This is a genomic window from Candidatus Neomarinimicrobiota bacterium (genome assembly GCA_036476315.1).
GTDB lineage: Bacteria > Fidelibacterota > Marinisomatia > Marinisomatales > S15-B10 > JAZGBI01.
Genome location: JAZGBI010000098.1, coordinates 155,760 through 182,177, shown reverse-complemented (window position 1 = coordinate 182,177; position 26,418 = coordinate 155,760). Strand labels below are relative to the sequence as shown.

Annotated in this window: 26 protein-coding genes; 5 read left to right on the top strand and 21 right to left on the bottom strand. The window is 51.1% G+C overall.

The window, feature by feature from the left end; translation table 11 throughout:
- Complete coding sequence (locus V3U24_10520) at nt 1-606, bottom strand: class I SAM-dependent methyltransferase (GenBank protein ID MEE9167876.1); 606 nt, start codon at nt 604-606, stop codon at nt 1-3.
- A 532-nt stretch (nt 607-1,138) separates the two neighbouring features.
- Here V3U24_10520 and asnA point away from each other — a divergent pair.
- Nucleotides 1,139-2,275, top strand: coding sequence for an aspartate--ammonia ligase (gene asnA / locus V3U24_10515; GenBank protein MEE9167875.1), 1,137 nt, complete (start codon nt 1,139-1,141; stop codon nt 2,273-2,275).
- 8 nt (nt 2,276-2,283) lie between these two features.
- On the opposite strand, the gene V3U24_10510 is transcribed toward asnA, so the two are convergent.
- From V3U24_10510 to V3U24_10500, 3 genes are all read right to left on the bottom strand, one after another.
- Entirely contained in the window at nt 2,284-2,937 is a 654-nt protein-coding gene (locus V3U24_10510; protein MEE9167874.1) for a nitroreductase family protein, read from the bottom strand.
- Between the two features lie 94 nt (nt 2,938-3,031).
- A complete protein-coding gene (locus tag V3U24_10505; GenBank protein MEE9167873.1) occupies nt 3,032-3,247 on the bottom strand; it encodes a dodecin family protein in 216 nt (71 codons plus the stop codon).
- Nucleotides 3,248-3,546: 299 nt separating this feature from the next.
- Entirely contained in the window at nt 3,547-4,749 is a 1,203-nt protein-coding gene (locus tag V3U24_10500) for a PQQ-dependent sugar dehydrogenase (protein MEE9167872.1), read from the bottom strand.
- 245 nt (nt 4,750-4,994) lie between these two features.
- On the opposite strand from V3U24_10500, the gene V3U24_10495 reads away from it, so the two are divergent.
- Both V3U24_10495 and V3U24_10490 read left to right on the top strand, forming a co-directional pair.
- On the top strand, nt 4,995-6,773 hold the full coding sequence (locus V3U24_10495; protein ID MEE9167871.1) for a 2-oxoacid:acceptor oxidoreductase subunit alpha: 1,779 nt from the start codon (nt 4,995-4,997) through the stop codon (nt 6,771-6,773).
- Between the two features lie 13 nt (nt 6,774-6,786).
- On the top strand, nt 6,787-7,704 hold the full coding sequence (locus tag V3U24_10490) for a thiamine pyrophosphate-dependent enzyme (GenBank protein MEE9167870.1): 918 nt from the start codon (nt 6,787-6,789) through the stop codon (nt 7,702-7,704).
- A gap of 63 nt (nt 7,705-7,767) precedes the next feature.
- On the opposite strand, the gene V3U24_10485 is transcribed toward V3U24_10490, so the two are convergent.
- From V3U24_10485 to V3U24_10455, 7 genes are all read right to left on the bottom strand, one after another.
- Nucleotides 7,768-12,027: a lamin tail domain-containing protein gene (locus tag V3U24_10485; GenBank protein MEE9167869.1), complete on the bottom strand. Its 4,260-nt coding sequence runs from the start codon at nt 12,025-12,027 to the stop codon at nt 7,768-7,770.
- A gap of 139 nt (nt 12,028-12,166) precedes the next feature.
- Nucleotides 12,167-13,600 (bottom strand): MATE family efflux transporter, encoded by a 1,434-nt coding sequence (locus V3U24_10480; protein MEE9167868.1) that lies wholly within the window; start codon nt 13,598-13,600, stop codon nt 12,167-12,169.
- Nucleotides 13,597-14,262: a hypothetical protein gene (locus V3U24_10475; GenBank protein ID MEE9167867.1), complete on the bottom strand. Its 666-nt coding sequence runs from the start codon at nt 14,260-14,262 to the stop codon at nt 13,597-13,599. Before V3U24_10475 ends, V3U24_10480 begins: the two co-directional genes overlap by 4 nt.
- A gap of 100 nt (nt 14,263-14,362) precedes the next feature.
- The gene (locus V3U24_10470; GenBank protein MEE9167866.1) at nt 14,363-14,845 is read right to left on the bottom strand and encodes an isoprenylcysteine carboxylmethyltransferase family protein; all 483 of its coding nucleotides are present in this window, start codon (nt 14,843-14,845) and stop codon (nt 14,363-14,365) included.
- Nucleotides 14,835-15,878, bottom strand: coding sequence for a DUF4249 family protein (locus tag V3U24_10465; GenBank protein ID MEE9167865.1), 1,044 nt, complete (start codon nt 15,876-15,878; stop codon nt 14,835-14,837). The genes V3U24_10470 and V3U24_10465 overlap by 11 nt, the downstream gene beginning before the upstream one ends.
- 32 nt (nt 15,879-15,910) lie before the next feature.
- A complete protein-coding gene (locus V3U24_10460) occupies nt 15,911-18,271 on the bottom strand; it encodes a TonB-dependent receptor (GenBank protein MEE9167864.1) in 2,361 nt (786 codons plus the stop codon).
- Entirely contained in the window at nt 18,222-18,716 is a 495-nt protein-coding gene (locus V3U24_10455; GenBank protein MEE9167863.1) for a peroxiredoxin, read from the bottom strand. Before V3U24_10455 ends, V3U24_10460 begins: the two co-directional genes overlap by 50 nt.
- Before the next feature lie 198 nt (nt 18,717-18,914).
- Between V3U24_10455 and V3U24_10450 the strand changes: the two genes are divergently transcribed.
- On the top strand, nt 18,915-19,697 hold the full coding sequence (locus V3U24_10450) for a dienelactone hydrolase family protein (GenBank protein ID MEE9167862.1): 783 nt from the start codon (nt 18,915-18,917) through the stop codon (nt 19,695-19,697).
- Nucleotides 19,698-19,708: 11 nt separating this feature from the next.
- The gene (locus V3U24_10445) at nt 19,709-20,089 is read left to right on the top strand and encodes a DUF2784 domain-containing protein (GenBank protein ID MEE9167861.1); all 381 of its coding nucleotides are present in this window, start codon (nt 19,709-19,711) and stop codon (nt 20,087-20,089) included.
- Here V3U24_10445 and sixA read toward each other — a convergent pair.
- The 10 genes from sixA to V3U24_10395 all read right to left on the bottom strand — a co-directional run bounded on the left by sixA (nt 20,034) and on the right by V3U24_10395 (nt 26,296).
- On the bottom strand, nt 20,034-20,519 hold the full coding sequence (gene sixA, locus V3U24_10440; protein MEE9167860.1) for a phosphohistidine phosphatase SixA: 486 nt from the start codon (nt 20,517-20,519) through the stop codon (nt 20,034-20,036). The two genes, V3U24_10445 and sixA, sit on opposite strands and share 56 nt — an antisense overlap.
- 1 nt (nt 20,520) lies before the next feature.
- On the bottom strand, nt 20,521-21,216 hold the full coding sequence (locus V3U24_10435; protein MEE9167859.1) for a DUF5668 domain-containing protein: 696 nt from the start codon (nt 21,214-21,216) through the stop codon (nt 20,521-20,523).
- A gap of 2 nt (nt 21,217-21,218) precedes the next feature.
- Nucleotides 21,219-21,551, bottom strand: coding sequence for a hypothetical protein (locus V3U24_10430; protein ID MEE9167858.1), 333 nt, complete (start codon nt 21,549-21,551; stop codon nt 21,219-21,221).
- A gap of 93 nt (nt 21,552-21,644) precedes the next feature.
- Nucleotides 21,645-21,806 carry a hypothetical protein gene (locus tag V3U24_10425; protein MEE9167857.1) on the bottom strand — a complete coding sequence of 54 codons (162 nt, stop codon included), beginning with the start codon at nt 21,804-21,806 and terminating at the stop codon, nt 21,645-21,647.
- Nucleotide 21,807: 1 nt separating this feature from the next.
- On the bottom strand, nt 21,808-21,969 hold the full coding sequence (locus tag V3U24_10420; protein MEE9167856.1) for a hypothetical protein: 162 nt from the start codon (nt 21,967-21,969) through the stop codon (nt 21,808-21,810).
- A gap of 150 nt (nt 21,970-22,119) precedes the next feature.
- A complete protein-coding gene (locus V3U24_10415) occupies nt 22,120-22,365 on the bottom strand; it encodes a carboxymuconolactone decarboxylase family protein (GenBank protein ID MEE9167855.1) in 246 nt (81 codons plus the stop codon).
- Nucleotides 22,366-22,525: 160 nt separating this feature from the next.
- Nucleotides 22,526-22,912, bottom strand: coding sequence for a RidA family protein (locus V3U24_10410; GenBank protein ID MEE9167854.1), 387 nt, complete (start codon nt 22,910-22,912; stop codon nt 22,526-22,528).
- A 59-nt stretch (nt 22,913-22,971) separates the two neighbouring features.
- Nucleotides 22,972-24,276 (bottom strand): aminotransferase class V-fold PLP-dependent enzyme, encoded by a 1,305-nt coding sequence (locus tag V3U24_10405; protein MEE9167853.1) that lies wholly within the window; start codon nt 24,274-24,276, stop codon nt 22,972-22,974.
- Nucleotides 24,277-24,376: 100 nt separating this feature from the next.
- Nucleotides 24,377-25,342, bottom strand: coding sequence for an aminopeptidase (locus V3U24_10400; GenBank protein MEE9167852.1), 966 nt, complete (start codon nt 25,340-25,342; stop codon nt 24,377-24,379).
- 132 nt (nt 25,343-25,474) lie between these two features.
- A complete protein-coding gene (locus V3U24_10395) occupies nt 25,475-26,296 on the bottom strand; it encodes a DUF1684 domain-containing protein (GenBank protein ID MEE9167851.1) in 822 nt (273 codons plus the stop codon).
- Between the last annotated feature and the right edge of the window lie 122 nt (nt 26,297-26,418).

The following is a 26,418-nucleotide window of genomic DNA, read 5'->3' as shown; positions in this document are numbered from 1 at the left end:
TCAAACCCTCTGAATCAGACAAAACAACGCTCTGGGGTACGGACGTCTATTCCCCATGAACTTCGATTCCTTGACTGATTCGACCCTGAAGGAAGATTGAAATTGTTCCCGAATCTCGTGAGGACTGAACCGGTTCGGACCTTCCTCACCCGGTTCCAGGCGACTGAAGCATTTGAGGAACAAAAAACCTTCAGGCCTGATCAGATCGTGGACGGTCTCAACGTATGTTGGCCTGTCATGAGGTTCAAGGACATGAAAGCAACCGCGGTCGAAAACAAAATCAAATTCCCTTTCCAGTCCTGTTTTGAGAATGTCATCATGCACAAAATGGACGGAAACTCCCTTTTGTAGAGACCTTGCTCTCGCCTTGGCCACAGCCGTTTTCGAAACATCAGTGGCAGTAACCTGAAAACCCATCTTTGCCAGGGCAATAGCCTGGGTTCCGGGGCCCGTTCCAAGATCCAGCACAGCGGCCGACCGAATGTTGAATCGTGCCAGCGCATTCTCGAGATCATGGTCGAGCCGGGGATGGAACCAGGGCATTGATTCAACCTCTTCCTCTTGATAGTACTGTTCCCAGTCACGACCCTCGCGGGATTTTTTCATGCAGCCCTCCCGACTGTGCCACTAAGTCTAATCGTCACCGGAATGAGATTCAAGGAATATGGGTGGCAATATCCGGCCGGCTTAGTGAAAGTCTGACTGCCGAAGCATGTAGAAATTTGTGGTCTTATTATAGCCGGTTTGTTGATGGGTTTCCATTTATTCACTGAATACCCGGTGCCTTTTTCCTGTCCTTTTCTTACGCAAGAAAAGGACGAAAAATGGACAGCAAGAAAAATGGGGCGGGCGAGTTTCACGGATCACCGTGGCTCCAGCGGACACGGGCGGGTCCCGCCCGGGCGGGATTCAACCGGAGCTTCTGTTGATATCCCGATTTAGTCGGGAAGAAGTACGGAAGAAATTACGGCCTGGATGACCTTACGAGGAGAACGTGGCCGACAATCGCATAAGATTTTACATTCTTCTTCTGAGTACGAGGACATTTGTTCCTGTAAGCTGATTATTCGTAAACTTTGTAGATATCCCACGAACATCTACCCACTAAAGCATACGAAAACAACTTTATGGAGGCGCTATGACATCACCATCGAAAAAGGATGATCTTGCCGGACCAGGAATCGGGGATTATGATGAACTGGAAAAAATCCTGCCCGAAGAATATCAATCACTACTCACCCCAAAAGAGACCATGAAAGCGCTCTACGCTCTGAAGAACTATATTGAGGAGAACCTGTGCAAAAAACTCAATCTCACGATGGTACAGGTCCCTCTCATCGTCGATGTACAAAGCGGTGTGAACGATTATCTGGACCGCGACGGGTCGCGTGCCCCCATTCAGTTCCATATCTCCAATGATTACGACAAGCATCCCATCGATGCCCAAATTGTTCAAGCTGCCACCAAATGGAAGAGGGTGGCCCTAAAACAATTTGGAATGGAAGCGGGAGAGGGAATTTGTACCGATATGAGAGCGGTAAGAAAAGACTATTTTCTCGACCACGATCACAGCGCGTATGTGGACCAGTGGGACTGGGAGCTGGTAATCGCAGAGGAACAACGCAACCTGGACTTCCTCACCGCTATTGTCAAAAAGTTATGGAAAGTTCTCAAGGGGGCCGAGACGTTTGTCCAGGAGATGTATCCACAGTTGAAAACGGACAGATATCCCGGTTTGCCAGAGGAGTTAACGTTCCTTCACGCGGAGGATATTCTCGACCGGTACCCGGAGCTGGCTCGCAAAGCCCGGGAGACTGAAATCCTGAAGGAATACCCGGCCATATTTATCTATGGGATAGGCTGGACGCTAAAAGACGGTTATCCCCACGAAATGAGGGCAGCCGATTACGATGACTGGGTCACAGAAACCACCTCGGAAGACGGACGGCCCATGCATGGTCTAAACGGTGACATCCTGGTCTGGAACCCGATCACCCGCCGACGTCACGAACTAACATCCATGGGTATTAGAGTCAGCGCCGAGACTCTCAGAAAACAGCTGGAAATCACGAAACAACAGCATTTCCTCAAAATGCCCTATCATCAGGCTCTCCTGAATAATGAAATTCCTCTCTGTGTGGGAGGAGGGATTGGACAATCGCGAACCTACATGCTCTTGCTCAAGAAAGCCCATCTTGGGGAGGTGAGCGTTACCGTGTGGCCCACAATTCTTAAAGATATGTGTCGGTCAAGAAACATACGTGTTCTTGAATAGCGGACCCTCTAGCAGACCTCTACCACCTCCTGGAAGCTCTTCTTTGTTATGATGGGCACTTCCGCATCGTCCTCAGGATAGCCTACAGGAATGAGCAGATAGGGTTTTTCATTGGGCGGTCTTCTCAGGATTTTTGAGAGAAATCCCATGGGACTCGGAGTGTGGGTTAACGCAACCAATCCCGCGTTGTGGATTGCGGTCAACAGGAAACCCACGGCGATACCTACAGATTCGTTGACATAGTAATTCTTCCGATGCTTTCCATTCACGTTGTCATAACTGTGTTTGAAAACGACAATAAGGTACGGGGCCTTTTCCAAGAACTCCTTGTGCCAGTCGGTCCCAAACAGGTTCAAGTCTTCCAGCCACTCTCTTGTGAAGCGGTGCTCGTAATTCTCCTTTTCCTCCTTTTCGGCTGCCATCCGAATTTCTTTCTTAATTTTCGAGTCCTTTACAATGACGAAAGTCCAAGGTTGCTTGTTGGCTCCGGACGGCGCTGAGGCCGCTGTCATAACGATGTTCTTTATGACGTCGAAAGAAATAGACTTGCCCGAAAAATCTCTCACGCTTCGCCTCAATTTCATGCTGCACAAAAAGTCTGCGGAGCGGTGCAGCATCCTGTCCTCTGAGAACTGATGGAAGTCAGGTTTCATAAATCCCATGAAAAACCTCCAGTGGTGTGATTCTCACATGAAAGAGAGTACCGATCGAGAATTTCGGCTAGATGGCGGGAATAAAAGGGTATGAACGGGGAAGTTATTTCCCGGATTCATACTTGAACGAAAGCTTGACCCTGGCCCGGTAGGAAACTACCTTGCCGTTCTCGATTTTCATGTCCAGCTTGGTGGCTTCTGCAATTCTCAAATCCTTGAGACTTTTGCTGGCGGTCTCCACCGCGTTTCTTGCCGCATCCTCCCAGGAGCTTTCGCTCGTTCCCACAAGGTCTACAATCTTGTAAACGCTATCACTCATGATATCCTCCTTCTGCTTAGGTTCATAAGTCCAAACGTGCTGACCCGGATCTCTACTTGTGTCCACACTGCCTGTACCGAACGGCCAACCCGTTGAAATCTCCCCGGTAAAATCCATAGCCCTTGCTCTGATACGCAGGTAAACATGCCGACAATCCCCTACTGATCCTCCATCTGCCCACTGTCTTGCCGTCGGATCGAATCCTTGCTTCCAGGTCTGAGAGTTGAAGCTCACGCTTGGGTAGTGAAAATGATTTCTACGCAAAGTACTCACGGGTGTCCGTAATTCAAACACCTTGGTTATTCCGCCGGAACGATCTTGTATACGCCTCCATTATAATCAACGACATATAGTTCTCCCAGGGCATCTTCTCCGAAGGAAGAGACGTAGGTCGTATACTCCCCACCACCTAAATTGATCTCACGGGTCCTATCGCGGAAATTGGTGACCCTGTTATCATTCAATTGGAAACTCCAGATGTTACCGGAACAATAGTCAGCGAAGAAATACGTACCTTGAAGATCATGAAGGCGTTTACCCCGGTAAACGTAGCCCCCCGTCACTGAACAGCCGTTGACTTCAGGCTGGGACATTCCAGTCAGAGTGCGCATATAATCAGCATCGTTGGAATATTCCCAGATCGGTTTTATGAGGCCCGCCTGGCCGCAGCCCGCTGGCGGGTCGTAGCAGTGATTACCTTCCATAATGCGCCAACCGTAGTTTTCGGCACCGGGACTTTTTGATGATTGAAAATCTATTTCCTCCCAGGTATCCTGTCCAACGTCGCCTATGTACATGTCCCCCGTGGCCCGGTCGAAGGAAAACCGCCACGGATTGCGCAAACCGTACACCCAGATCTCTTCCCTCACTTCCGGGTTATTCGCAAACGGGTTATCCGGTGGTATTCCGTAGGGCCCACTTCCGTCTACATCAATCCTCAGAATCTTTCCGAAAAGATTATCGAGAGATTGTGCGTGATTGAAAGGATCACCCAACTTCCCTCCATCTCCTAAAGCGATGTAGAGATATCCATCCTTTGGGCCAAAAGCCAGGTGACCTCCGTTGTGATTGGAAAAGGGTTGTGCCAGTCTAATCAGAACACTTTCTGACGTGGGATCCACCTCACGGGAACGCCGGGAAGTCTCAAACCTGGATATGATACTCTCACCCTTCTTATTCACATAATTGACGTAAAGATAGCCGTTTCGTTCATAATCCCCGTGAAATGCGAGCCCTAATAGTCCACGTTCATCTCCGGGCGTGATGGGATTATGTACCCGGTCGGTGATGTTCAAAAACGGTTTTGAGACAACCTCTCCATCCTGGACAATCTTGATGATTCCCTTTTGCTCCAGCACAAAGAGCTGCCCGGCGTCTTGCGGGTGGGACGTGACGTATATGGGCTTCACAAAACCGTCGGCGACAAGCCTGGACGAAATGTCCGGATTCTGAGCTTTGCCCAAGAGTTGAAGGACGAAAATGCAGATGATAGACCGTATCATGAAATCAGATCCTTAATTCCAATATTATGGACTAAGAACTTACATGTATTTAACTTATCGAGGAGTCACCATTATGGCACTATCAGACGATCGGTGCGAGCGTAAAATCGACTTCGCAATTGCCTTTTGACATAAGAACATCCCTGTATTAATTTAGCCGGCGCCGGGGGACGAAATTGGTCCGATTATATTAATGAAGGAGCGCGGTCTCTCTCGGGAGCCCACTCGTAAGGAGTAATCTACTCATGAGCTCACGGAAATTTGATTTTGTAATCGCCGTCGGAGGGGCGGCAGGGCAGGGGATCGCGACTCCCGGCAATATTTTGGCAAAGATTTTTGCTCGCAGCGGCCTCTACTTTTTTGCTCATAATGCCTATCAATCGATTATTCGAGGCGGCCACAGTTTTCTCACCGTGCGTGCCAGCGATACGGAAGTGCGAAATCATGGAGACACGTTCCATGTCCTCATTGCTCTCAATCAGGACACCATGGACCGGCATCTCAAACATATGAGTACCGGCACGTGGGTGATTTATAACAGTGACACCATAAAACCCGGGGAAGCGAATGACGGCATACAATTCTGCCCTATGCCCGTTAAAGTGCTGTCGAACAACGACCGGAACAAGCTGGTCCAGAATACAGTAGCAATTGCTGCCGTGGTAAATCTTCTTGGAATGGGTTTTGAGACCCTGGAATCAGTACTGAATGAGTATTTCAAGAGGAAAGGGGAGGAGGTGGTAAACGCCAACGTGAACGTAGCGAAAGCCGCCTATGGCTACACAGGAGAAAACTTTAAGCCCTATCCGGCCAGCGTACCCACGGGATCAAAGCCCTTGGCCATATGGAGAGGAAACGATGCAATTGCCATGGGCGCCGCCGCCGCCGGAGTGAAGTTTTATGCTGCATATCCCATGAGCCCTGCAAGCGGGATTCTCCACTGGATGGCTCAGCATGCCCGGGACCTCGACATCATGGTTCGTCAGGCGGAGGATGAGATCAGTGTTATCAACATGATCATCGGAGCGGCCCATTCCGGATGCCGCGCCATGTGTGCCACATCGGGAGGGGGGTTCGCCCTCATGACGGAAGCAATAGGAAGTGCCGGCATGATGGAGATACCCGTGGTCATCGTGAACACTCAAAGAGGGGGGCCCTCCACGGGTCTTCCCACAAAGACCGAACAGGGAGACCTCTGGCAGGCACTGGGGGCGAGTCAGGGGGACTATCCACGCATTATCGTGGCGCCCAAGAATCCCCTGGACGCCTTTGATACGATTCCCCAACTGTTTAACCTGGTGGATAAATACCAGTGTCCCGGCATCCTCCTTTCAGACGAATTCTCGGCCGATGAAACGTCTACTATCGATCCTGACCTTATCAATCTCCAGCCCGAGATTGACCGGGGGGAGTTGATCACCGAGCCGGCACCGTCCAACAGCTACATGCGTTATAAGATCACGAAAAGTGGGATCTCCCCTCGAGCCCTTCCCGGACTCAAGGGGTACAGCCATGTGGTGGCTACCGATGAACAGGACGAGGACGGGGTTCTCATTAGTGACGAGTTTACAAACCCGGGAAAACGGAAGCTGATGATGGAGAAACGCATGCGAAAGATGGCTGACGTTGACAAGGAGGTCGATAGGCCACGTTTAGAAGGTCCAGAGTCCGATATCACATTGATCGGATGGGGCTCAACTCACGGAGTGATCAACGAGTCAATCCAGCAGCTCAACGACCAAGGCATCGTTGCCAATCATTTACATATCAAGTGGATCGTCCCTTTTCACGCCACGGAGGTGATCGGAATTCTTGCTGGCTGCAAGAAGACGATTATCGTGGAGAACAACTATTCGGGTCTCTTTTATCGCTACATGCGGAGTGAAACAGGTGTCGATGTGGATGGACACATTCGCAAATACGACGGTGAACCGTTCATGCCACATCACATCACAGACGGCGTGAAGGCGATCTTATCTGGGAAAACGAAGAAATACGTTCCTGAGCACGAACTTTTAGTATAGAGAGGCAAAACAGATGACTGAAATCACCGTACTTGAGCAAGAAAAAATGGACGCGGAGGTCAGACTATCGCCCAAGGACTACAAAGGAAAGGTAGACCCGGATTGGTGTCCAGGGTGCGGGGATTTTGGGGTGCTCACTGCCCTGAAAAAGGCGAGTTCTGAGCTGGGACTTTATCCCCACGAGATATTGGTGGTGAGCGGAATTGGATGCTCGTCGAACCTTCCCGGATTTCTGAATACATATGGCATGCATACGCTCCATGGCCGGCCGTTAGCCGTTGCCACAGGTGCCAAGCTCGCGAATCACAACCTGACAGTCATCGCCACAGGGGGGGACGGAGACGGGTATGGCATAGGCGGTAACCATTTCGTGCACACGGCTCGGAGAAACGTCGATCTCACCTACCTGGTGATGAATAACCAGATCTATGGACTCACCACTGGACAGATATCCCCCACCAGCAGCAGGGGAATGAAGACAAAAAGTACCCCCTTCGGCAGTGTTGAGTTCCCTGTTAATCCTATTACTTCCGCCATCATGAACGGGGCCACGTTCGTGGCCCGAGCCTACAGCAGTGAGGGCAAACACCTTGTGGACCTGATCAAGAAGGGCATCCGGCACAGAGGCTTTGCGCTGATCGATATTTTCAGTCCATGCGTGACGTTTAATCATGAGAATACCCACGCCTTCTTCAAACAGCGGGTACTGCACCTGGAAGACGAAGGACATGATCCCAGCGACTGGAAAACCGCGTGCGAGAAGGCGATGATCTGGGGTGATGAGATATACACGGGCCTCTTCTTCGAGAATACGGAAAGGCCCAGTCTCGACCAGCTGGAGCCGATTCTGGAGGATGGAAAACCTCTGGCGCATCGAATGCTCGGACTGACAAAATCACAGGCCAAAAGTATTCTTCAGATGATGACATAACCTCCTGCTGGTGATTGGTTGACTGGTTAACTGGTTACTTGCTACTTGTTTGATCCTCTGTCTCTACTTCAGGATGACAAGTTTACATGCCCCTGAAAATTCTACCTTTTTTGCGTCGGGATCCGTGGCCACGATCCTGAATATGTAAATGCCCGATGGCAACGCACTGCCCAGATCATCACTTCCGTCCCAGTTGACACGATGTATCCCCGGTTCGTGACGACCGGATATCAACATTCTCACTCTCCGTCCAGTTAGATCATAAATCTCCCCGCGAATGACGGCTGTCTGCGGAATGTGGTACCGGACCGTTGTGGTAGGATTAAATGGATTGGGATAGTTCTGCTTGAGAGCAAACTCTTTGGGCATAAGTTGGCTTCTTTCGTGTATCTCCACTGTCGTCGCATCGAGAGTCAGTCTATAAGGACCATTCGCCGCCTCCGTTTCAAGATTTCCGTCCGTCGAAATGACATTCCATGTCCCGCCGACTATGCCCGCGCCCTCCATCCGCCTGACGATTTCATCGTAGGTCACCCCCCAGGAATGGTCGACAATTCCCTCGGTGGTGAGAAACGAGAGGGTATCCGTTGAGACCAGGTCGTAGCTGACGGTGTCTCCGTCCACGTCATGCGTTTCTTCCCACGCAAATACCAGCGGCTGAGACAACATACCGGGGGTAATCTGGACTACCATACTGTCTTCTGGCCATACCAGATTGAAAGGGGCGGGGCCATCATTCACTGATGTCACCACCAGTGTGAACGATTCCATCACGCCCGTTGAACCGTCACTTACCATAAAGGAGACATGTGCCGTTCCATGCCAGTTCGCTAACGGAACTATTGAGAGGTGGAAACCCGTTGTATCCTCCTCGAGTGTGGCACTCACCCGGTCCGTGTCCACGGAAACATTACTATAAGTGAGACTGTCCCCTTCCGCATCCGTGTCCGGGAGGGAAAGGGTGATCGAACTGTCTTCCACCATCACAACCTCGCCAAGCTCAACAGATGGAGTGTCATCGACGGCTGCCACGGTCACTGTGAATGTGACCAGTGACGAATCAATCCCTCCATTTTCTGTTCCTCCATCATCTTTCACCTTTACCTCGATAACCACGGCACCGTTCGCATTTGCCAAGGGCGCATACGTTAAAGATCCCAAGGAATCGGGGCTGGAATAATCCACTTGAGGATCTGACAAGAGTTCATGATCACCCGATACTGCCGTGACCATGAGCAGCTGAGTCTCGTTCTCAGCCCCCGGATAAATTCCTCCTATTTCAATCCTCTGTTCCCCTGCGTCCTCCAGGATGATCTCTGGATCAGAGATGGGCGCTAAGAGAGGCGAATCGTTCACAGGAAGAGTAGTCAGGGTCGCCTTCGCCACTGGTGAGTTTTCGATCCCATCCGTGGCAAAATAAGTGAAGGTGTCACGGCCAAAGAAATCCGCATCGGGCTCATATTCGAAGGAACCGTCAGGGTTAAATGTGAGCGCGCCATGAGATACATCTCCGACCAGGGATGCCCACAGCACATCGGCGTCCCCGTCATAGTCATTATCAAGCACGCCAGGAGCTGAAACCGGAAGAGTACTGTCTTCATCTACAGCGTATGCATCGGCCAAAGCCTCCGGGGTTCGATTCCGGCTGTTAGCCTCTCCCGGACTGCCTCCGTCGAGTCGGCTCTGCCTCCAGCTTGAGGCGAGACCGTTGTCCAGGAAAGGATCAATCAGTTCAAGGGAGGGTCCACCACCATTCGCAGATGGTGGCCACGGTGTGGCATCGTCGTAGGTGACAGAATCCACCAGGTCACCGTGGGAGGTAATTAGAACAACAGCTTCCCCGTCATTTATCAGATTACCGGCTGTCCATTGAATACTCCCTGAATAGGTCGCCCCATTTTTTGCCATCAGAAGGAATCCCCCAGCGGCGATAGAGTCCGATGACATGAAAACATGGCTAATGCCCTCCCGAAAAGTGCACTCCGCCAGATTAACCGTTTGGCTTCCCCGATTGTACAGCTCCAAAAACTCGTAATCACTATCACTTCCCTGTGCGCTCCCGGGATCGTAATGGATTTCATTAATCACAATTTCTGGCACGTCGTTATCGGTAATACTTATCCAAACATCGTTAACGGGAATCCCGTTGTAATCGGTATCATCACTCGTTGCCGTATGAGTGATAACGCCACTGTGCCTTCCCTCATAAGAGCTGTCATCTACTGCCATCACGGTAATAGTTTGGGGTGTCCCATAATTTGACGCCGTAAATGTCACCGACGAGTCGGAAACTGTCACTTCGTCGTCAGTCACACCTGTCGTTATATGAACGTCGGATATTGGAGCCGAGGCCAGGTCCAGTGCGTAACTATCCGTAGAGCCTCCCTCGGTGACTTCGGTCCCCTCGTCGGATTGCGTAATCTTGACACCGGCCTCATCGTTGTCCAGAACGGTCACCGTTACATTGCTTACGATAATACCATCGTAACTGGGATCGATGCTGGTAGCGCTGTGGGTGATCATACTACTGTGAAGGCCCTCGATCTTTCTGTCATCCATGGCAGAAACCGTAACAGTCTGTATTGCGTCGTAGTCTGATGCCGTAAACGTCAGCGACTCGGCATTCACTGTTGTCTGGCTATCCGGGGATATGGTGACAGTAACATTCGCCCTGGGTCGTGATTCCAACTCCAGGGTATATGTGTCAGTCGTTCCCCCTTCCATGACCGTTGTTCCACCAGAAGACTCGTGGATGGTAACACCGACGAAACGCTGGCCATTCACTTTTGTGCCAGGGGAAAATAATCTCCCGTCTGCCCCGGACGCCTGCCCATGTTTCACAAAAGAGCCGCTAATGTCCGGATCGCGTGTAAGCGATTGATCATCGGCGCCCTCGGTTCCGTAGGCAAAGAGCGTCACGTTGGCTCCGTTTGAGGCCTTCAAGACGACACTGTCACCACCATTGTTCAGAGAGAGCTGACCCTCCGATGCCGTTTGAACCGGACTGTTGCCAAAACTGCCGGTTGGTGAGCCCCCTCCAAAGACGATGATGGCTCCACCATCTGGAAGGATCGTGTTGTCCGGAAAGGTATGGCGAACAGCCCCTTTGTCGGACAATGTCCATGAGCCAACGTTTACCGTGGAGCCGTGATGGTTCACCAGCTCAATGAACTCGTCGTCGCTGCCGTCCCTTGTCCCGTCCCCGTTGCTATCACCGGGAGTGCCGCTGGCCGGGTCTGCAAGGATTTCGTTAATCAGAACCACGGGGGCATCGTTATCTTGAATGGTAAGGGTGAACCGGGTGATACTTCCCCTTTGGGCCGAACTGTTTCCACTCACATTCTGAAGCTCGAAAATAGACGTTTCATCACTTTCAAATTCAGAATCATCCGTAACAGTCAGAGTGACAGTCCGGTTATCCGAGATTCCTGCCGGAAAAGTCACCCTTTGTGTGGTGAAGGTAGACATATCGCTGCCATTTGTAGCTGTCCCGCCTATGAGAGCTACGTCCGCCGTGGTGGCAAGGCTGTCATCTTCAGCGGTGATGGAGACCTCAATCCCGTATGTACCGCGACCCTCAGAGACTATTCCCCACGAGGAAGAGAATTGAACTGTCGTATTCCCGACCTGCAGTGCTACACTAAAGGAAATGGGCCAATTACCTTTATCAATCCTCTCATTGCTTGTCGTCCAATTGTCGGAATTCGAAATGGCGGAAAGCAGGGCCGATTTCGTTCCACTCGTGGTTGAACCACTGTAGTAACCATTATCCTTTTCAACGATGGCGAGGGCTGATAAGCCGTCTGCAAGGCCGGGGGGAATAGCACTTTCATTAGAATTGGTGGCATCTGTTTGCCATTCGGTCCCCTCGCTGTTAAAGGCATAAATGAATACCGGGTTGCTGCTTGAATCTTGAAACGCGATGATCTGATCACCTGTGCTGGAGAGGGACATACCATTGGTCCCAACGCTAGAATCATTGGCACTCGAAAAATCCCCCTGAGACGAAGGATACACAATAACGGTACCAGCAGTCACACCCCCGACCGGAACGGTATATTTTACCGCTCCTTCATTCCCGCGGAATGTTCCGCTGGAGGTAATTCCGCTGTCGGTGAAGTATAACTGCGTACCGGGCTCAAGGTCCACCACTGTGACAAATCCAAATTCATCGGGATTGTCACAGTTGAACCCGACAATGGCGATATCCCCCGCAGATAGGACGGTTTCGGCCCACAGAGGAGCTCCTGTCACCATTATTAACCGGGACAGTATCCTCAGGAACCGCCTCAGTCGCACATATCCTAAAAGGCACCTTATCATGGAAGAAGCAGTCACGCAGTTTAACCACGTATAGATCAGTCCATCTTGGAATTCCTCTCCAATCCGCGCAATAAATATATGACATAGCGCATATTATAACAAATGTGAAAAATAATGCCTGAACGAGATCGGGGAGCTCTTAGATGCTGATTTCCTTCCAGTCCCCGCGGAGGACCTTCCAGGTGATCGCCGTGGCATAAATGGCGATATAGAGACCGTAGCTAATCCAGGAGCCGAGGATTCCCGAATTGAGTTTGACGGTGGTGATATAGCAAGTGGGTAAGAAAAAAAACCACGCGATGAGCATTTCCACCACCGCGGGATACTTTGTATTTCCGGCTCCGGAAAGTGCAAACCAGAGGGTCATTCCGATGGCATCCGCAAACTGCACTATCCCAAGGATCCGCAGTGCCACCGATCCAAGCTGGATCACCGTCTGATCGTTCGTAAAAAAGGGGAGGATCACGTGTGGGAAGAGAAGGAAAATGAGTCCCATACTTCCCATAAAAATGATAGACCAGCGTACCGATTCCAACATGCTCACCTCGGCAAGATCTGGGTTTTGTTCACCCAGATATTTTCCCACCAGGGTTGCGCAGGCGATGCCGAATCCTGCCGCGGGAAGGAACGACATCTGCATGATGGTAAAGACAACCTCAGTAGCTGCCACTTCGCGTGTTCCCACCAGAGCGGTGATCTTGAAGAAGAGAACGAACACCATCATCACTCCCACTTGCTGAAGTCCCTGGGGCAGAGCGATGGATACGATCCGTTTCGATACCTGGCGGTCGAACATACCACGAAATATTCCATATTTTGTCCTGAAGTCCCGGGTGAAACCTCGAAACATGTAATGGAACATCATCCAGGTGGAAGCCACAAGGGTGGCCAGTGCAGCGCCTTTCACTCCCAGTGCCGGGAAGTGAAACGGGGTCCAAAGATTGGCGAGAAAGGAAAGGTCCCCAAGCGGTGTCGCGGCAAGAAGGCGGGAAAGGTTGTCACTGCCGAATATCAGGCCCGCATTCAGATAGACATTCACAATATTGGAAGCGATGGTTACCTCCATGTGGACGCCCGTTCGTTCGATTCCATTGAAGAATCCCTGATAGGCATACCCCACGGCAACAAAGAAGACGCTCAGGAAGGACCATTTCGTATATTCTATCGACATGGGAAGCACATGGGGGTCGTCTAGAAGGAAACCGATAAGGTGGCCAGTTAAGAGATAACCCCCCAATGACAAGGCAACTCCTGCAGCACCGGCGAAAAGGAGTCCGTTATTCAGGGCCGCGCCACATCCCTCAAATCTCTGTTCTCCAAGCCTGCGAGAAGCGATTGTCTGGACGCCCGTTCGAAAGGAGTACGCGAAACTGAGAACTGTCCAGATAAGAACACTCCCCATACCCACGGCAGCCAGCGCCTGGGCTCCAAGACGGCCCACCATGGCCACGTCGACCACGTTCATCAAAACACGACTGAGGTTGCCAAGAATGACAGGCAGGGCCAGCGTCAGAACTTTCTTGGAGAGGTTTGTATCTGCAGGAAAGACGAGATGTCGGGGGCGGAGCTTCACTCGCTCCGAGTCTGCGACGGGTCGTGAACCTCTTTTCCTTTCGTGCTTTCCAAGAAGCGCCAGAGAAAGTAGATGAGTCCCACTCCCAGGCCCAGGAGAAAAAACCACCACGGAAATTTGCCTGGCTTGGATGTTCCATTGTTCATGAGGAAGGATAAGATAATGATTGCGGCGGCGAACCCCCCTACGGTCCAATCAACAACGGTAACCTTAACGGGCTGCCCCCGCTCTTCCCGGTCGAACAATATGGTTCCACACACGATGAGCCCGATGCATACCAGCAGAGGTGCCAGAACGGGTGCGGCCCACGGTGTCGGAATCAGGAATAGAATATCCCAGTCCAATAAGGTCTCCGGCCAGTCCAGAAAGATTTTCAACCAGATGTAGTAAAACATGTCCCAGACACCAAAACCTATCAAGAACGCACCGAATCTGGCCAGAGCTGTTTTCCCGGCCAGAACCCCCATGGCAATGAGCATTATTATGGTGACCCCCTCCCGGATAGCTTCCGTGCGAAGGATGTGGGCGGGAAGTATCTTTGGCGGGAACTCGAATCCTTCGGAGTAGTAGATATTCCGAAGGTATACAACGACTGCCGCCTCCACGAGGCCAAAGCAAATGGCGAAGAGGGTAATCCAAACAAGTTTCCTTTTACTGCTCACCCGGTACGCTCAGCACAAGTTTGATGGATTCGATAACCCATCACTAAGATAATTCTGAAGGAAATCAAATCTCCAGCGGTTTTGACATCCTGTATCACCGTTAGTCTCGGTCAGACTCCAAAGGTCTGAATCTCGGAAAAAACTGACCGGTAGACCTCATGTACTCCCGGTACTCCTCCCCGAATCTCATCAGCATATCCCTTTCTTCCTTTCTCACATGCCATGTCCAGAAAAAGTTAATGATGATCACAGAGAAAATCACGGCCCATGATCGGTGCCAGATGGCCACCATTCCTGTTCCGCTGAAGATTATCGCAGAGTAAAGGGGGTGGCGAACCCAGCGATACGGCCCCGCAGTCATCAACTTTGTCTCCCGCCTCGATGGGGCCAGAACCACGAGGCTCCACAGGACCGTAGCTGAAAAATCCGCGGCAAAGAGGGTAAAGAAAATCCATCTGAAAGTAGCGCCCATCTCTATTGGGGAGATTCCCAGCCACCGTTCCACGTAGACGGCTAGAACCCAGATGACCGCTGTGGCAACCATGCCGGTGGTACCGATCGCGAAAAGGGGTCTACGGTTCATCTGGGGCGACATAGACGAAAAAGCTCCGGGCATACGCGGATGAAAAAAGGCCATATCCTCCTTCAATATTTCCGTTGGGAAGGACGTACTGGTTTATTCGGAAGGGGTCTCCCTGGAAGTAATCATGAGCACTCTGATCGGTGGCCACAACTGTCATCAGATGGGGACCGTAGTAGTTGAAATAGATCCAGTTTATGTGCTGTTCCTGTTGTTTGGCGTTCCAGACGAAGGGATTGGGACGGTAGTAGTTGCCATCTGTATCCCGATACATGGGTCCCTTAAAGGCTGTCCCTGAAAGAGACGTGTCCACAATGGCATTGGTAGCCGTATCATCCAGTGCCAGGCTGATAATTCGTATGAGTCCCGGTTCGTAGTCCGACTCCCACCTAAGGATAAACAGAGGAATGGAGGCAAAACTGGTGGACCAGCAGTCCCCTTCTCGATAAATCACCGTATCCATGGCGAGGATAGTGAAATCTTTTGTCATCAGAGCGTGCTCGATCTTTTCGGGACTGTTTTCCCCTTCACGCAAATCGATGGCGGGAACAACTACGGACTCTCCGCCACACTTCCATTCCGACGATGATATACTTGCCAGGGAAAACGCATCGGGTACCGCGGTCGCGGCGCCCACCTCGTGATCTTCCCATGTGACATTCAGTCGATAGGTTGTCCCCGGTTGAACAATGTGTGAAAAGGTCAGATCAAGGTACCGACCCGGTTTCCCCGGTACCGGAGACAGCGGGAAAGAACTCTTGCCATCCGAAAGCACTACGTCTGCATCAGCAATCCATTTTGTTTCCTGTTCGTGGGGTTCCTCAATCTGGTACGAAAGGGAAACAAAAACAGTATCGATGACAGGCAAATCGGCAATCAGGTTACCAAAGACCACCAGCTTTTCTTCATAGATGCTTTCCTCTACAGACGGCTCACAGGAAACCAAGAAGCAAGAGCCAAGGACCAAGATAAAAGTAAAAGGATAAAAGATAAAAGAGGGCCAAGGATTGAGGTGGCGTTTGGGGGTTTTACGCATCACGAATTACGCGTTACGAGTTACGCATTACGTCAAAAATCAATCTCCACGCCGATACTTGGCAAGATGGGGAAGACAGTGATGGGTATCCGTTGAGGGATGCCTTCGTCTGCTTCATCAATTCTGCCATCATGATCATCGTCAATTCCGTTGTGGGTATCGCCGAAGTGATAGAGATAGCGAAATACGTTTTTTCGCCAGTAACTGTTCACCACCTGAACGAGGAGATCCACTTTTACACCCCAGACTTTAAAGTGTCGTACGGCCCCCAGGTCCAACCGATGATAAGGAGGATATCTCATGGCATTCCGCTCTCCGGGGATGGATCGGTAGAACGGTTCCGGTTCCCAGGGAAGTTTTTCAAAATAGTAGGCGAGAATGGCCGTGTAAGGCTGGCCGGTCTGGTATGTCCACCGTAGACTCAAGTCCCACTTCCTGGATAAACCAAAGTTTCCAATAATGTTGAAAGCATGTCTCCTGTCCCAGTTTGTGAAGTATTCCCTCCCATGAAGCCTCTTCCTGGCCACAGAATAGGCGTAGCTGAGCCAGCCGTTCAGACGGCCGAACTCTTTTTGCAGAAAGAGTTCAAAGCCGTAAGCATCTCCGTTAGAGATATCGAAATTGTCATCCAGCGATTCGTCTGAAATCTCCTCATCCGCTGTGGCCCGGTTTTCAATAAAGGTCAACATGTTCGCCAGTATTTTGTAATAGACCTCTGCCTGAAATCGATAGGCGCTACCGAAGTATTCCTCGTATCCCAACAGATAATGGACGGCAGAGGCGGGTTTCACCGAGGGATCCACCGCAAACCATTGATCGAGAATTGTCGGATTGAAGTCGTCCTGCACCGTTTCCATGAACTGGTGGTACAAGCCTGTGGCTACGTTGACGTACCGGTCGGAGGTGAGCAGGTATTTGATACCCAGCCGTGGTTCAGGATACCATTTCGTAGGGTGTTCCTCATAATACGCCAACCGGAGCCCCGGTTCCACCATCAATACGGGAGATAGCCAGCGTTTCACCTTGGTATAGACGGCTCCTTCCAGTGGAGACTGTCCCACGTCAAATATGGTGCTGTCAAGCCATGTGCTTTCATAAAGGATCGAGAGGTCTTTCAACTCAACTCCAAATCGGACCTGACTCTGCCGGCTCATGAAGTAGGTCCAGTCAGAGCGGACAGTCATGTCATTGATAGTATTGATACTGGCCACACCCGATCCGCCCCCCAGATCAAACACGGTGTCAAACCGGCTCCGGGCCACCATCCAATGAGAGACCAGCTTAGGCCCGAAAAGCTTCCTGTAGTTGGCGCTGAACGTCCTGTTTCCCCAGCCCGCTGTAAGGTTAAAATCTTCAAACACAAGATCGTCCCTACCCACGTACCAACTGAAGGAGAGTCGATCCTTATCCGTGAAATCCTGAAAAATGTGTCCCTGGAGATCGTAAAAGTAGTAAGGAAAATAGAGATCGGTTCCCTTGAAGATCTGGTCGAAGTACGTTCTCCGGGCGGCCACTAGCCAGGCACCCTTCCCCATGGCCCCTTCCAGGGTGGTTTGGGCGGAAAGGAGGGAGATGGAAGCCTTGCCGTCAAACTGTTTCTGGTTTCCTTCCCGGCTGCTCACACTCAAAACGGCCGAAAGGCGCCCACCATACTCGGCGTTAAATCCCCCCTTGATAAGATCGGCTTCCTTGATGGCGTCCAGGATGAAGTTTGAAAACAGACCACCCAGATGAGACGGATTATAAACGGTAATGCCATCCAGAAGAATCAGATTCTGGTCGGTATTTCCTCCCCGAATGACCAGGCCTGTACTGAATTCAGCGGGGGTGAGGACACCGGGCAAGGCTTGAAGAGTTCTCAGAAGATCGGCTTCCCCAATCTGGGGTACCCGCTTAAGCTGCCGGGTGTTCAACTTGACACGGCTGGCCTGGATGGTTGCCCTTCTCTCCAGCCGTTCCCCGGTCACCTCCACAGCTTCGAATTCCAAAGGCCTTGGAAACATTTCGAAGTCGAGCCTGAGGTTCTCCTCCTCACCAAGGACGATCTGGACCTCAACGGGTTCAAAACCAAGATAGGTTATTCTCAAAGTGTAACGACTGGGCGGAATGGAAGACAGAACGAAGTAACCGTCAATATTGGTGGCCGTGCCCATCTCCGTTCCCACGAAATAGACATTTGCCCCGGGAAGGGCCTCCCGAGATTCCTCATGGAGTACGTATCCGGAGAATATTGCAGTCTCTTTCCGTGGACCGTCCCGCGAGCGGGACTGGCCCCAACTGACTGATATGGAAGCGATCAGGGTTAAAAGGGCAAAAAGAGCCCGGCAGGCGGAAGAGAAGGGTCTATTCCTTAACCTGGCGGGAAGAAAAGTTTTGTAGAATATCTGGACCATGAGTGGTCACCGACACCTTATCGTAAATGTGTAGAATCCTCCCATCCTTACCAAGCAAAAATGTGATGCGCTTTGGATAAAGGAGCCCACCAGCCCCATACATTTTCGCCACGTCCTTATTTCGATCGCTCAACAGGGTAAAAGGGAGGCTGTATTTTTCCTTAAACTTCTTATGGGACTCAGGCGTGTCATAGCTGATGCCCAAGACCTTTATCGTGTCTTTCTCAAAACCGTCAAAGTGGTCCCTGAAGTTGCATGCCTCCTTTATACATCCTGGAGTGTTGTCCTTGGGATAAAAGTAGACCACCACACGCTGACCTCTGTAATCCGAGAGGGTGTGGGGATCGCCGTTTTCATCCAGCAAGGTGAAGTCCGGAGCCTCATCCCCAACGCTTAAAGGTATATCACTGCCCGATAACATAGCTGCTCCCATAATAATTGCCATAATGATTTTCAATGCTTTAGCCGGTTCCTTATCAATTTACTTGACCATGGTGCTCTGATCTTCCCTATATCATAATTTAAGTTATTCTCGCACGGAAAGTAAGGGTGCTCTGCGTCAATTTGTCCATTTTGAGCCCATCCTCCCCGTGGCTATATTCTCTGGATCGAAGTAGCGTCCACAAACTCTGGGGGGAACAACATGAGAGCAGACAGGAACAACCATTTCACGGGTCTCGTCTTGGCATGCTTAGGCGTTGTTACGCTCACCGCGCAGACTGTGCCACTCCACGATATACCTGTTGTGACGGAGGACGCGGCCTATAGCGAAACCGATAAATCGATCCTGGGTTACCTGGTCAGACCGGAAGACGACAAGAAACATCCCGCCGTTATCCTGATCCATGAATGGTGGGGGTTGAATGAAACCATAAAGGAGAATGCCCGCATGTTCGCGGCGTTAGGGTACGTAGCCCTGGCAGTTGACCTGTATGAGGGGCAGGTGGCAGCCACTCCTGCCAAAGCCAGGGAGCTTGCCGGGGAGGTGAGCAACAACATGGAAAGTGCGTTTGCCAATCTTGAACAAGCTGTCAACTTTCTGGAGAACGACACCGTGCATGTCATCCCCGATCGTCTAGCTTCTATTGGATGGTGCTTTGGCGGAGGCTGGTCGTATCAGATGGCAAAGAATGATCTGGGAGTAAAAGCCTCGGTGATCTATTACGGACGGTTCAACCCTGAGGATGACCTGAGTAAGATGCGGGCCTCCATTCTCGGACATTTTGGGGAAAAAGATCGGGGCATCAGGATTGACACCGTTACGGAGTTCCAGGCCAAATTGAAAACCTTAAATGGGAAACACGAAATATACATTTATCCGAACGTGGGGCACGCCTTTGCCAATCCCGGGGGGCAGAACTACGATGAGGAAATGGCAGAACTTGCCTGGAAGCGAACAAGTTCCTTTCTGAAGAAGTACTTATGAAGAGGAGATAAATGCCCTTGCGGTTGGTTTCAGATCTCATCGTTCTGTTCCACTTCGCTTATATTATATTTGTCATTCTAGGCGGTTTGCTGGCCTTTCGGTGGCGAAAAATCATTTGGGTTCACATTCCTGCCGCGTTGTGGGGTGCCATAGTAGAATTTGCAGGATGGATCTGTCCCCTGACTCCACTGGAACTTTTGTTTCGTATTCGTGGGGGAGAAACTGCCTATGAAGAAGGATTCGTGGAGCATTACATTCTCCCCCTCCTCTATCCGGCCCATCTTACCCGTGAGATTCAGGTGGCACTCGGGACCTTCGTTGTCGGAGTTAACGTCATTATATACTGGTTTCTTTTCGGCCGGACATCAGTTCGGGTCGAACCATCCAATTAATGGCCCAGCGCCCGGGTTCCCTACGCTCAAGACAGATTACCGATCCCGGCTGGAAAGCAACCAATGCCGTACTCTCGTTTTCCACCACCAGTTGAGAAACGAGCTTTGCCATGAATGGGAGATGGCCCACGAGCATCGCGTCTTCCCGCCAGTCTTCAATTTCGGCTGCTACCCTATCCACGGGATCGAGAGGAGCGATTCCATCCGTCTCCCCGAACTCACCCCCGGGAGCAAGGCAGCTTTGCAGCAGCAAGGCGGTCTCTTCCGCTCTTTTCTTCCCGCTGTGCCAAATACGGTTCACCAGAACGCCACCTTTCGCAAGGACTGCAGCCGCATGAGTAACGTCCTGTTTTCCTCGTTCACTCAATCCACGTTCCGGATCCACGCCTTTAGGAAGTGCGTCCCCGTGCTGTACCAGATAGAGCTTCATGCTAATTCCGAATCTCAACTCTTCCGAAAGCCACCGTGCACCGGCACGTAACGGCCGTTTCCTTTTCCTCTTCCCTTGTGAATCTGGTTTTGTCTTCGATTCCTCCCAAAATGGGCGTGCCGGAAATAGATACGCGCCAGTCCCGGGGAACGATCACCTCAACTCCACCAAAGAGTGCCGTGAGATTCAACTCGCACCCCTCAGGGGATACTTTCACTTCCCGGAGGTCCAGCTCAACACCCCCAAAGAGGGCCATGACCTCTCCACCCCTGAAGCTGGACGAACTTACCACTCGACTGACACCACCCAGGATCGCGCTGGTTTTCACAGCGTCTTCAGATCTCTGCTCTGATCCCTTCACAACCCCCCATGGTCCTCCTCTTCTTTTCAGGAGAAGTGATACCCCGATGAAAATTAGGACAAGAGGCCAGAACCTGAAAACGTTGCCCCAATTCACGATATCCAGCGTCGCGGAGAGGAAGACAATTCCCAACACAAAAAGAAGGGCGCCGCCCGTTTTGCTCTCCCTCCTCAACTTACTGAATCCGATGACAATCAAGACGAGAGGCCACCAGGTTGCTACAACTTTCCCAAAGTTGAAAATGTTCAGGGTATGTGTTAAGAAGAGAAACCCGATGACGATGAGTAAAGGAGCTATCCACCATCCCGGAGTGAATCTTTCATTACGCTCTGTCATAGTCACTCTTTCCCTTCATCAATTGACTCCTGCCGCGGCTGCTCAGTTTCAGATGACCTGCCAAGCAGCCATTCAATCCCGGATCCCAGCGTCTCCGACTCTCCCATTACCGTCCTGCCCCAGTCGATAAGGGGCGCTGGGATTTCCTCCCATGAGGCTTCGCTGCCATAGAGAAAATAGGCGTCCCACTGCACCTTGCCCCGATGACCGGGAGTCACATTTTCTTTGAACCAGGCCCCGATAGAGAGATCGCCATTCCACAGATGCGTTACCCTGTTGTCAGATAACAGCTGCCTTGAAACGTCCGCTGTTGCCCGCGAATCCCGCCTCAGCACGGGGAGCCATACGGTATAGACCCGTAGATCCTGTGACGGGTTTTTTTCGAGAATATTTTTCTGTACCCACCGGGCACCCTCTTTGCAGATAGATCACGTGGGTGAAAGAAGCAGGATTAGACGTGGACTCCCTTTGTCGTGATTGAACCGCTTCTTGAGAGCCCCGATCTCCCCGTCAATGAGGCTGCCACCAAAAACAGAGTCCGCGGCAAGGCTCGCCACGAGCAGAACAGAAGCACTGGTCATACGCATCATGTTATGTTACACTCCTCTTTTTCATTTCAACTTCCAGATCCACACCAAGACCGTCCGCAATGCGATTGATGTAAGTGAAATAGCCCACAATCTGAGCTGCGTCTGAGACGGCGCTCTCCGAGAAACCTTTTTCCTCCAGAGTTTCCACATTCCCCCTTGTCATTTTTCCCGGCCTGAGAGTCAGTTTTGCCGCCCACTCGCAGAGGGCCCGATCGGGATCACTCAGTTTCGCTGACCGCCAATCGTGTTTCAGATGGTCCGCCAGTTCATCATTTTCGACTTCTGCCCGGAAGTCCTCACCGTGACTTTCCGTTCAGTAGCGACATCGGTTTACTTGAGACACAACAACCGCCAACATCTCGCGCTGAACACGGGAGAGTTCGGATTTCCCGAACATGACAGCAAGATACAACCGCATGGAAGCCTTGAGTGCCTCAGGACTCTGGCTCATGACTTTAAGGATATTCGATACCCTCCCAGCCCGGAGAATCCCCTTGCCGTATTCCTTCTTTACGATCCCTTTTGCTTCGTCGGGTTTGACAACGTCAATGTATGCCATCTTTGTCCCCTAAATATATTGCCAAACCACAGAGGTCACAGAGAAACAATAATAAATATGCATGAAAGCATTGGCCAAGATTTCGCGAGCGGGAAACCGAAAAATGTCAACGCGAAAGTTCTTAATAACAAGTCAAATTCTCTGTGCTCTCTATGGTTAATCAACGGGAAGAGACCGCCACCATCATGATTTCCACTCGGGCATCCCTCGGAATTCGGCCGGCCTGGATGGCGGCACGGGCGGGGGGATTATCACGGAAATAGGTTTCGTAAGCAGCATTCATCACCCCATAGTCATTCATATCAGCGAGAAAGACCTGCACCTGAACCACATCGTTGAAGGTAAATCCTGCCGCCTCCAAAACAGCCCCAAGGTTCTTTAGTGCCCGGTGTGTCTCGGCTTCTACACCGTCCTCCGCCAGCTGCCCCGTGGCCGGATCAATGCCTATCTGCCCTGAAAGGTACAGAGTGCCGCCAACCTTGATCGCCTGGGAATAGGGACCGATAGCTGCGGGAGCCGCAGCCGTTGAAACAACTTCACGGTCCACGGTAACTTGTTTGCATCCCGCCAGCAGTAGTGCCAGCCCCAGAAGGGAAAAATGGTTCATCAAGCGTCAGGGACTCCATGCTTAATGATATCTTCCATGGCATCACAGAACCGGTCTATTTCCTCGATTGTTGTGTATACGTGAGGCGACACGCGAACCCCCTCAAATTCCGGATGCTTAATGGTGGTCACCAGGATACGATATTGCTTCCATAAATGTTCCGTCACGGCCTCGGAATCGACTCCTTTGATCTGAACCGTCGCAATCCCACACGCTTTCCCTGCTCTCAGACTGGTATGGAGCTGGACACGGTCATACGCTGTCAGCCGCTTTGTCCATCGATCACGCAATTGGAGCATTCGATTCTCCTTTCGCGTGGAACCTATTCCCTGATGAAAGGTAAGTGCGTCTCCAATCGCCAGATAATTCGCCGCAGGATGAGTCCCGATCTCTTCAAACTTCCGAATATCTTCACTGTCGCACTCCTGGCCTGCCATGAGGGGCCACAGATTCTTGATCTTGTCCTTTTTCACATACAACATTCCTGTGCCGTGCGGTGCACACAGCCACTTATGAAGGCTCGTTGCGAAATAGTCACAATCCAGATCTTCAGCCGTGAAGTGAAAGTGGGCAAAGGTATGGGCCCCGTCAACGATGACGGGAATCCCTCTCTTCCGAGCCATTCGGACCACCTTCTCCACAGGGAGAATTTGTCCCGTAAGATTGATCATGTGGCACATGAGTATGAGCTTTGTTTTGCCTGTGATATTTTGTTCAAACAAATCAACGATTTCGTCATCGTCTTCTGCCGGAACCGGGATAGAAAACTGTTTCATCACAATCCCCTCCCGGCATTCGCGCTGCTTGAAAGTGTTAATCATGCGGGGGTAGTCCTGGTTCGTGGTAAGAACTTCATCTCCACGTTCAAGGTCGAACCCGTACTGGCAAATCTCCAGTCCTTCGGAAGCATTGCGGGTGAGGGCGATCTCTTCGGCGTCACATCCGTGGAATCGTGCCAGTCTCCGGCGCACGGTTTCCCGTTGGGGCTCCAGGATTCGCCACATGGAATAAACGGGAGCTGTATTAGAATAATCGAGATGCCGCTTCATCGCCTCCTGTACCGCAGCCGGGGAGGGACTGACTCCCCCGTTATTAAGATTAACAAGGCTCCGGTCCGCCGTGTAGGCCTGTTGCACCTCGAACCAGAACGATTCATCCTGTGCAATTTCTGGCTTCCCATTTTTTCCTCTTATGGCAGCCAAGGCCTGTTTTGCGCCCATGGGATTCAACATGGCAAATGCCCACGCACCGGCTGCCGGTTTGATCATGGACCCCAGAAATTGGCGTCGGTCAAGTTCACTCATTTTACCCTCCCCTCCATCGAAAGTGATTCTGAAATAAACAAGATACCTCCTCGAAAGGCGAAAGTCAAGCGACTGTCATGAAAGTCTGGACCGGTTATCTTCATGGGTCACGAAACGTCACTGGTATCTCTTCAGGACTAAGGTTCTGAAGGGCGACAATCATGCGGCTGAGATCAGCTCCGTCCCCCTCAAGAGCCTTTTCGAAAAAGGATGTATCGCGGTGATACCGCCGGTATGATAAAAGGAGAGCATTGTTCATGGTGTGCCTTTCGAAAAAGCCCTTGTATCGCTCTGTCTTCATCTGAAGCAAGATAGGAGCATAATCAGCCTTTGCCTGTTCAAAAAACTCCTCCCTACGCCTCACTTTTTCCTCGCGACTGATGGACTCACCGTACATGGTTTCCAGTTGCGTGGTTAACACTTCAATCTGCTTTTCAAACAGTCTCGTATCGGCCAGAACGTCCCGGTAATGCCTGGATTCCGGGGAGGACTCACCATAACGCCTCACAAGATAGGCAAGCGTCCCTTTCTCCGCTACAAAGTTCGCCAGGTTTTCGTTGAAATTTACGTTGCCTTTCACCCACACGGTCCTGTGCAACAATTCATGTATGACCGTCTCTACAAGGTCCGAATCATCGTAGCGCAACATGCATGAAACAATAGGATCATCAAAATACCCAAGCGTGCTGAATGCGGAAATGCCCCTCAGATAGGTATCGTATCCTTTGCGGGCCAGCCTCTTTTCCCTCCGCAAAGCATAGTCCTTCCGGAAGAATCCCTTATATGGCAATTCCCCGATGATGGGAAAGTGCCAGAGATAGGACTCCAGGGCGTCCTTGGGTGCGGCAGACAGGGCATAGCTCACATAGGGTCCGTCAATGTTCACATAGCTGGAATAGCTGTCGCCTCCGTCCAGTCCAAGATGATCAACAGCAAACGATTTGACATCAATGATCAGTTGAATCTTCAGCTGTTCCTGGTGACTCAGTTGAGATTCCCGCAAAACCTCTTCCACAGGTTTCCGGCCGGCCAGCAGTTTTACCTCTCCCAAGGCCACGTGTCCCACGTAGCCGGGATCACAACCGGTGGTTAACAGGGCAAGAAAGAGAAGATACGCGGTTTTATTCAGTTCGAGATGTGCCTCGATGGTTTCCCTAGTTCTCCAGAGACGCCGAAGGCGCCACGCTTGATTGTTCTGCTAATGTGGGCCGTTTTCGTAATTCTTTTCACCCGCAATTATCTTTACCGGAAGGCGGTTCCGCTCGTGGGGTAGTGGACAAGTCGAAAATTCTGAGAATACGCAAGGCGGGTTGTATGCTTTATTGAAATCTATGATGGTTGCACTATCTGATTCCGGTTTGTCGACATATAAATAGCGTCCACCTCCATAGGTCGAATCCCGATTCGTCTGATCACCAAAAATCACCCAAAACTGGTCATCCTCCGGTTCAGCAATGACGTCCAGTTGATATGTCTTATCCTGAATCTCAAACACCAGGACTCCAGGCGATGTTAGCTCTTCGACCGTGCCTAAAATTGTTGCCATCCTTGTTCTGTTCGGTTTCTCAAACGACTCAAAATGAGCTGGAATTCGCCATGCGGAGTCAATGGGGTATGAATTGATTCCCTTGAACTGCTTGAATCTTGGGTTTTCACTGTCTTTTAGGCGAACAGCAAGTTTCTCCCCACGCTTGATGATATACCAGCTCAGTGATTCCAGTGACAGAATTGTGGGGGTGCCATTTTCATCGCTTTGCAAAATCATGTCATGAACGGGTTCACCCTCATGCAGGACTTTTACATCCGGTCTGACTTTCACACGTACTTGTTTACCTTCCAGCACAAACGATCCAATGAAGTCCGGTGCCTTACCAGCGGGAAAAATAATATCATTCGTTTGATCAGAACCGAAACCGTTCTTACCCTCTTCTAACCAGAATAAACCTGCTAAACTCAGCCATCCATTTTTGTCTTTAAGGGATGCAATGCGCCTGTTTCGCCAGCTGTCGATTTCTTTCATGTAGGATGATTCGCTTACATTACTGGGTTCACTGGGATTGCATGAAAATGATATCATCAGGCATTGAACAAGGAATATGTTGGCTAACCTGGTGCTCTGCCCCACGAAGTGCCCTCCACGTC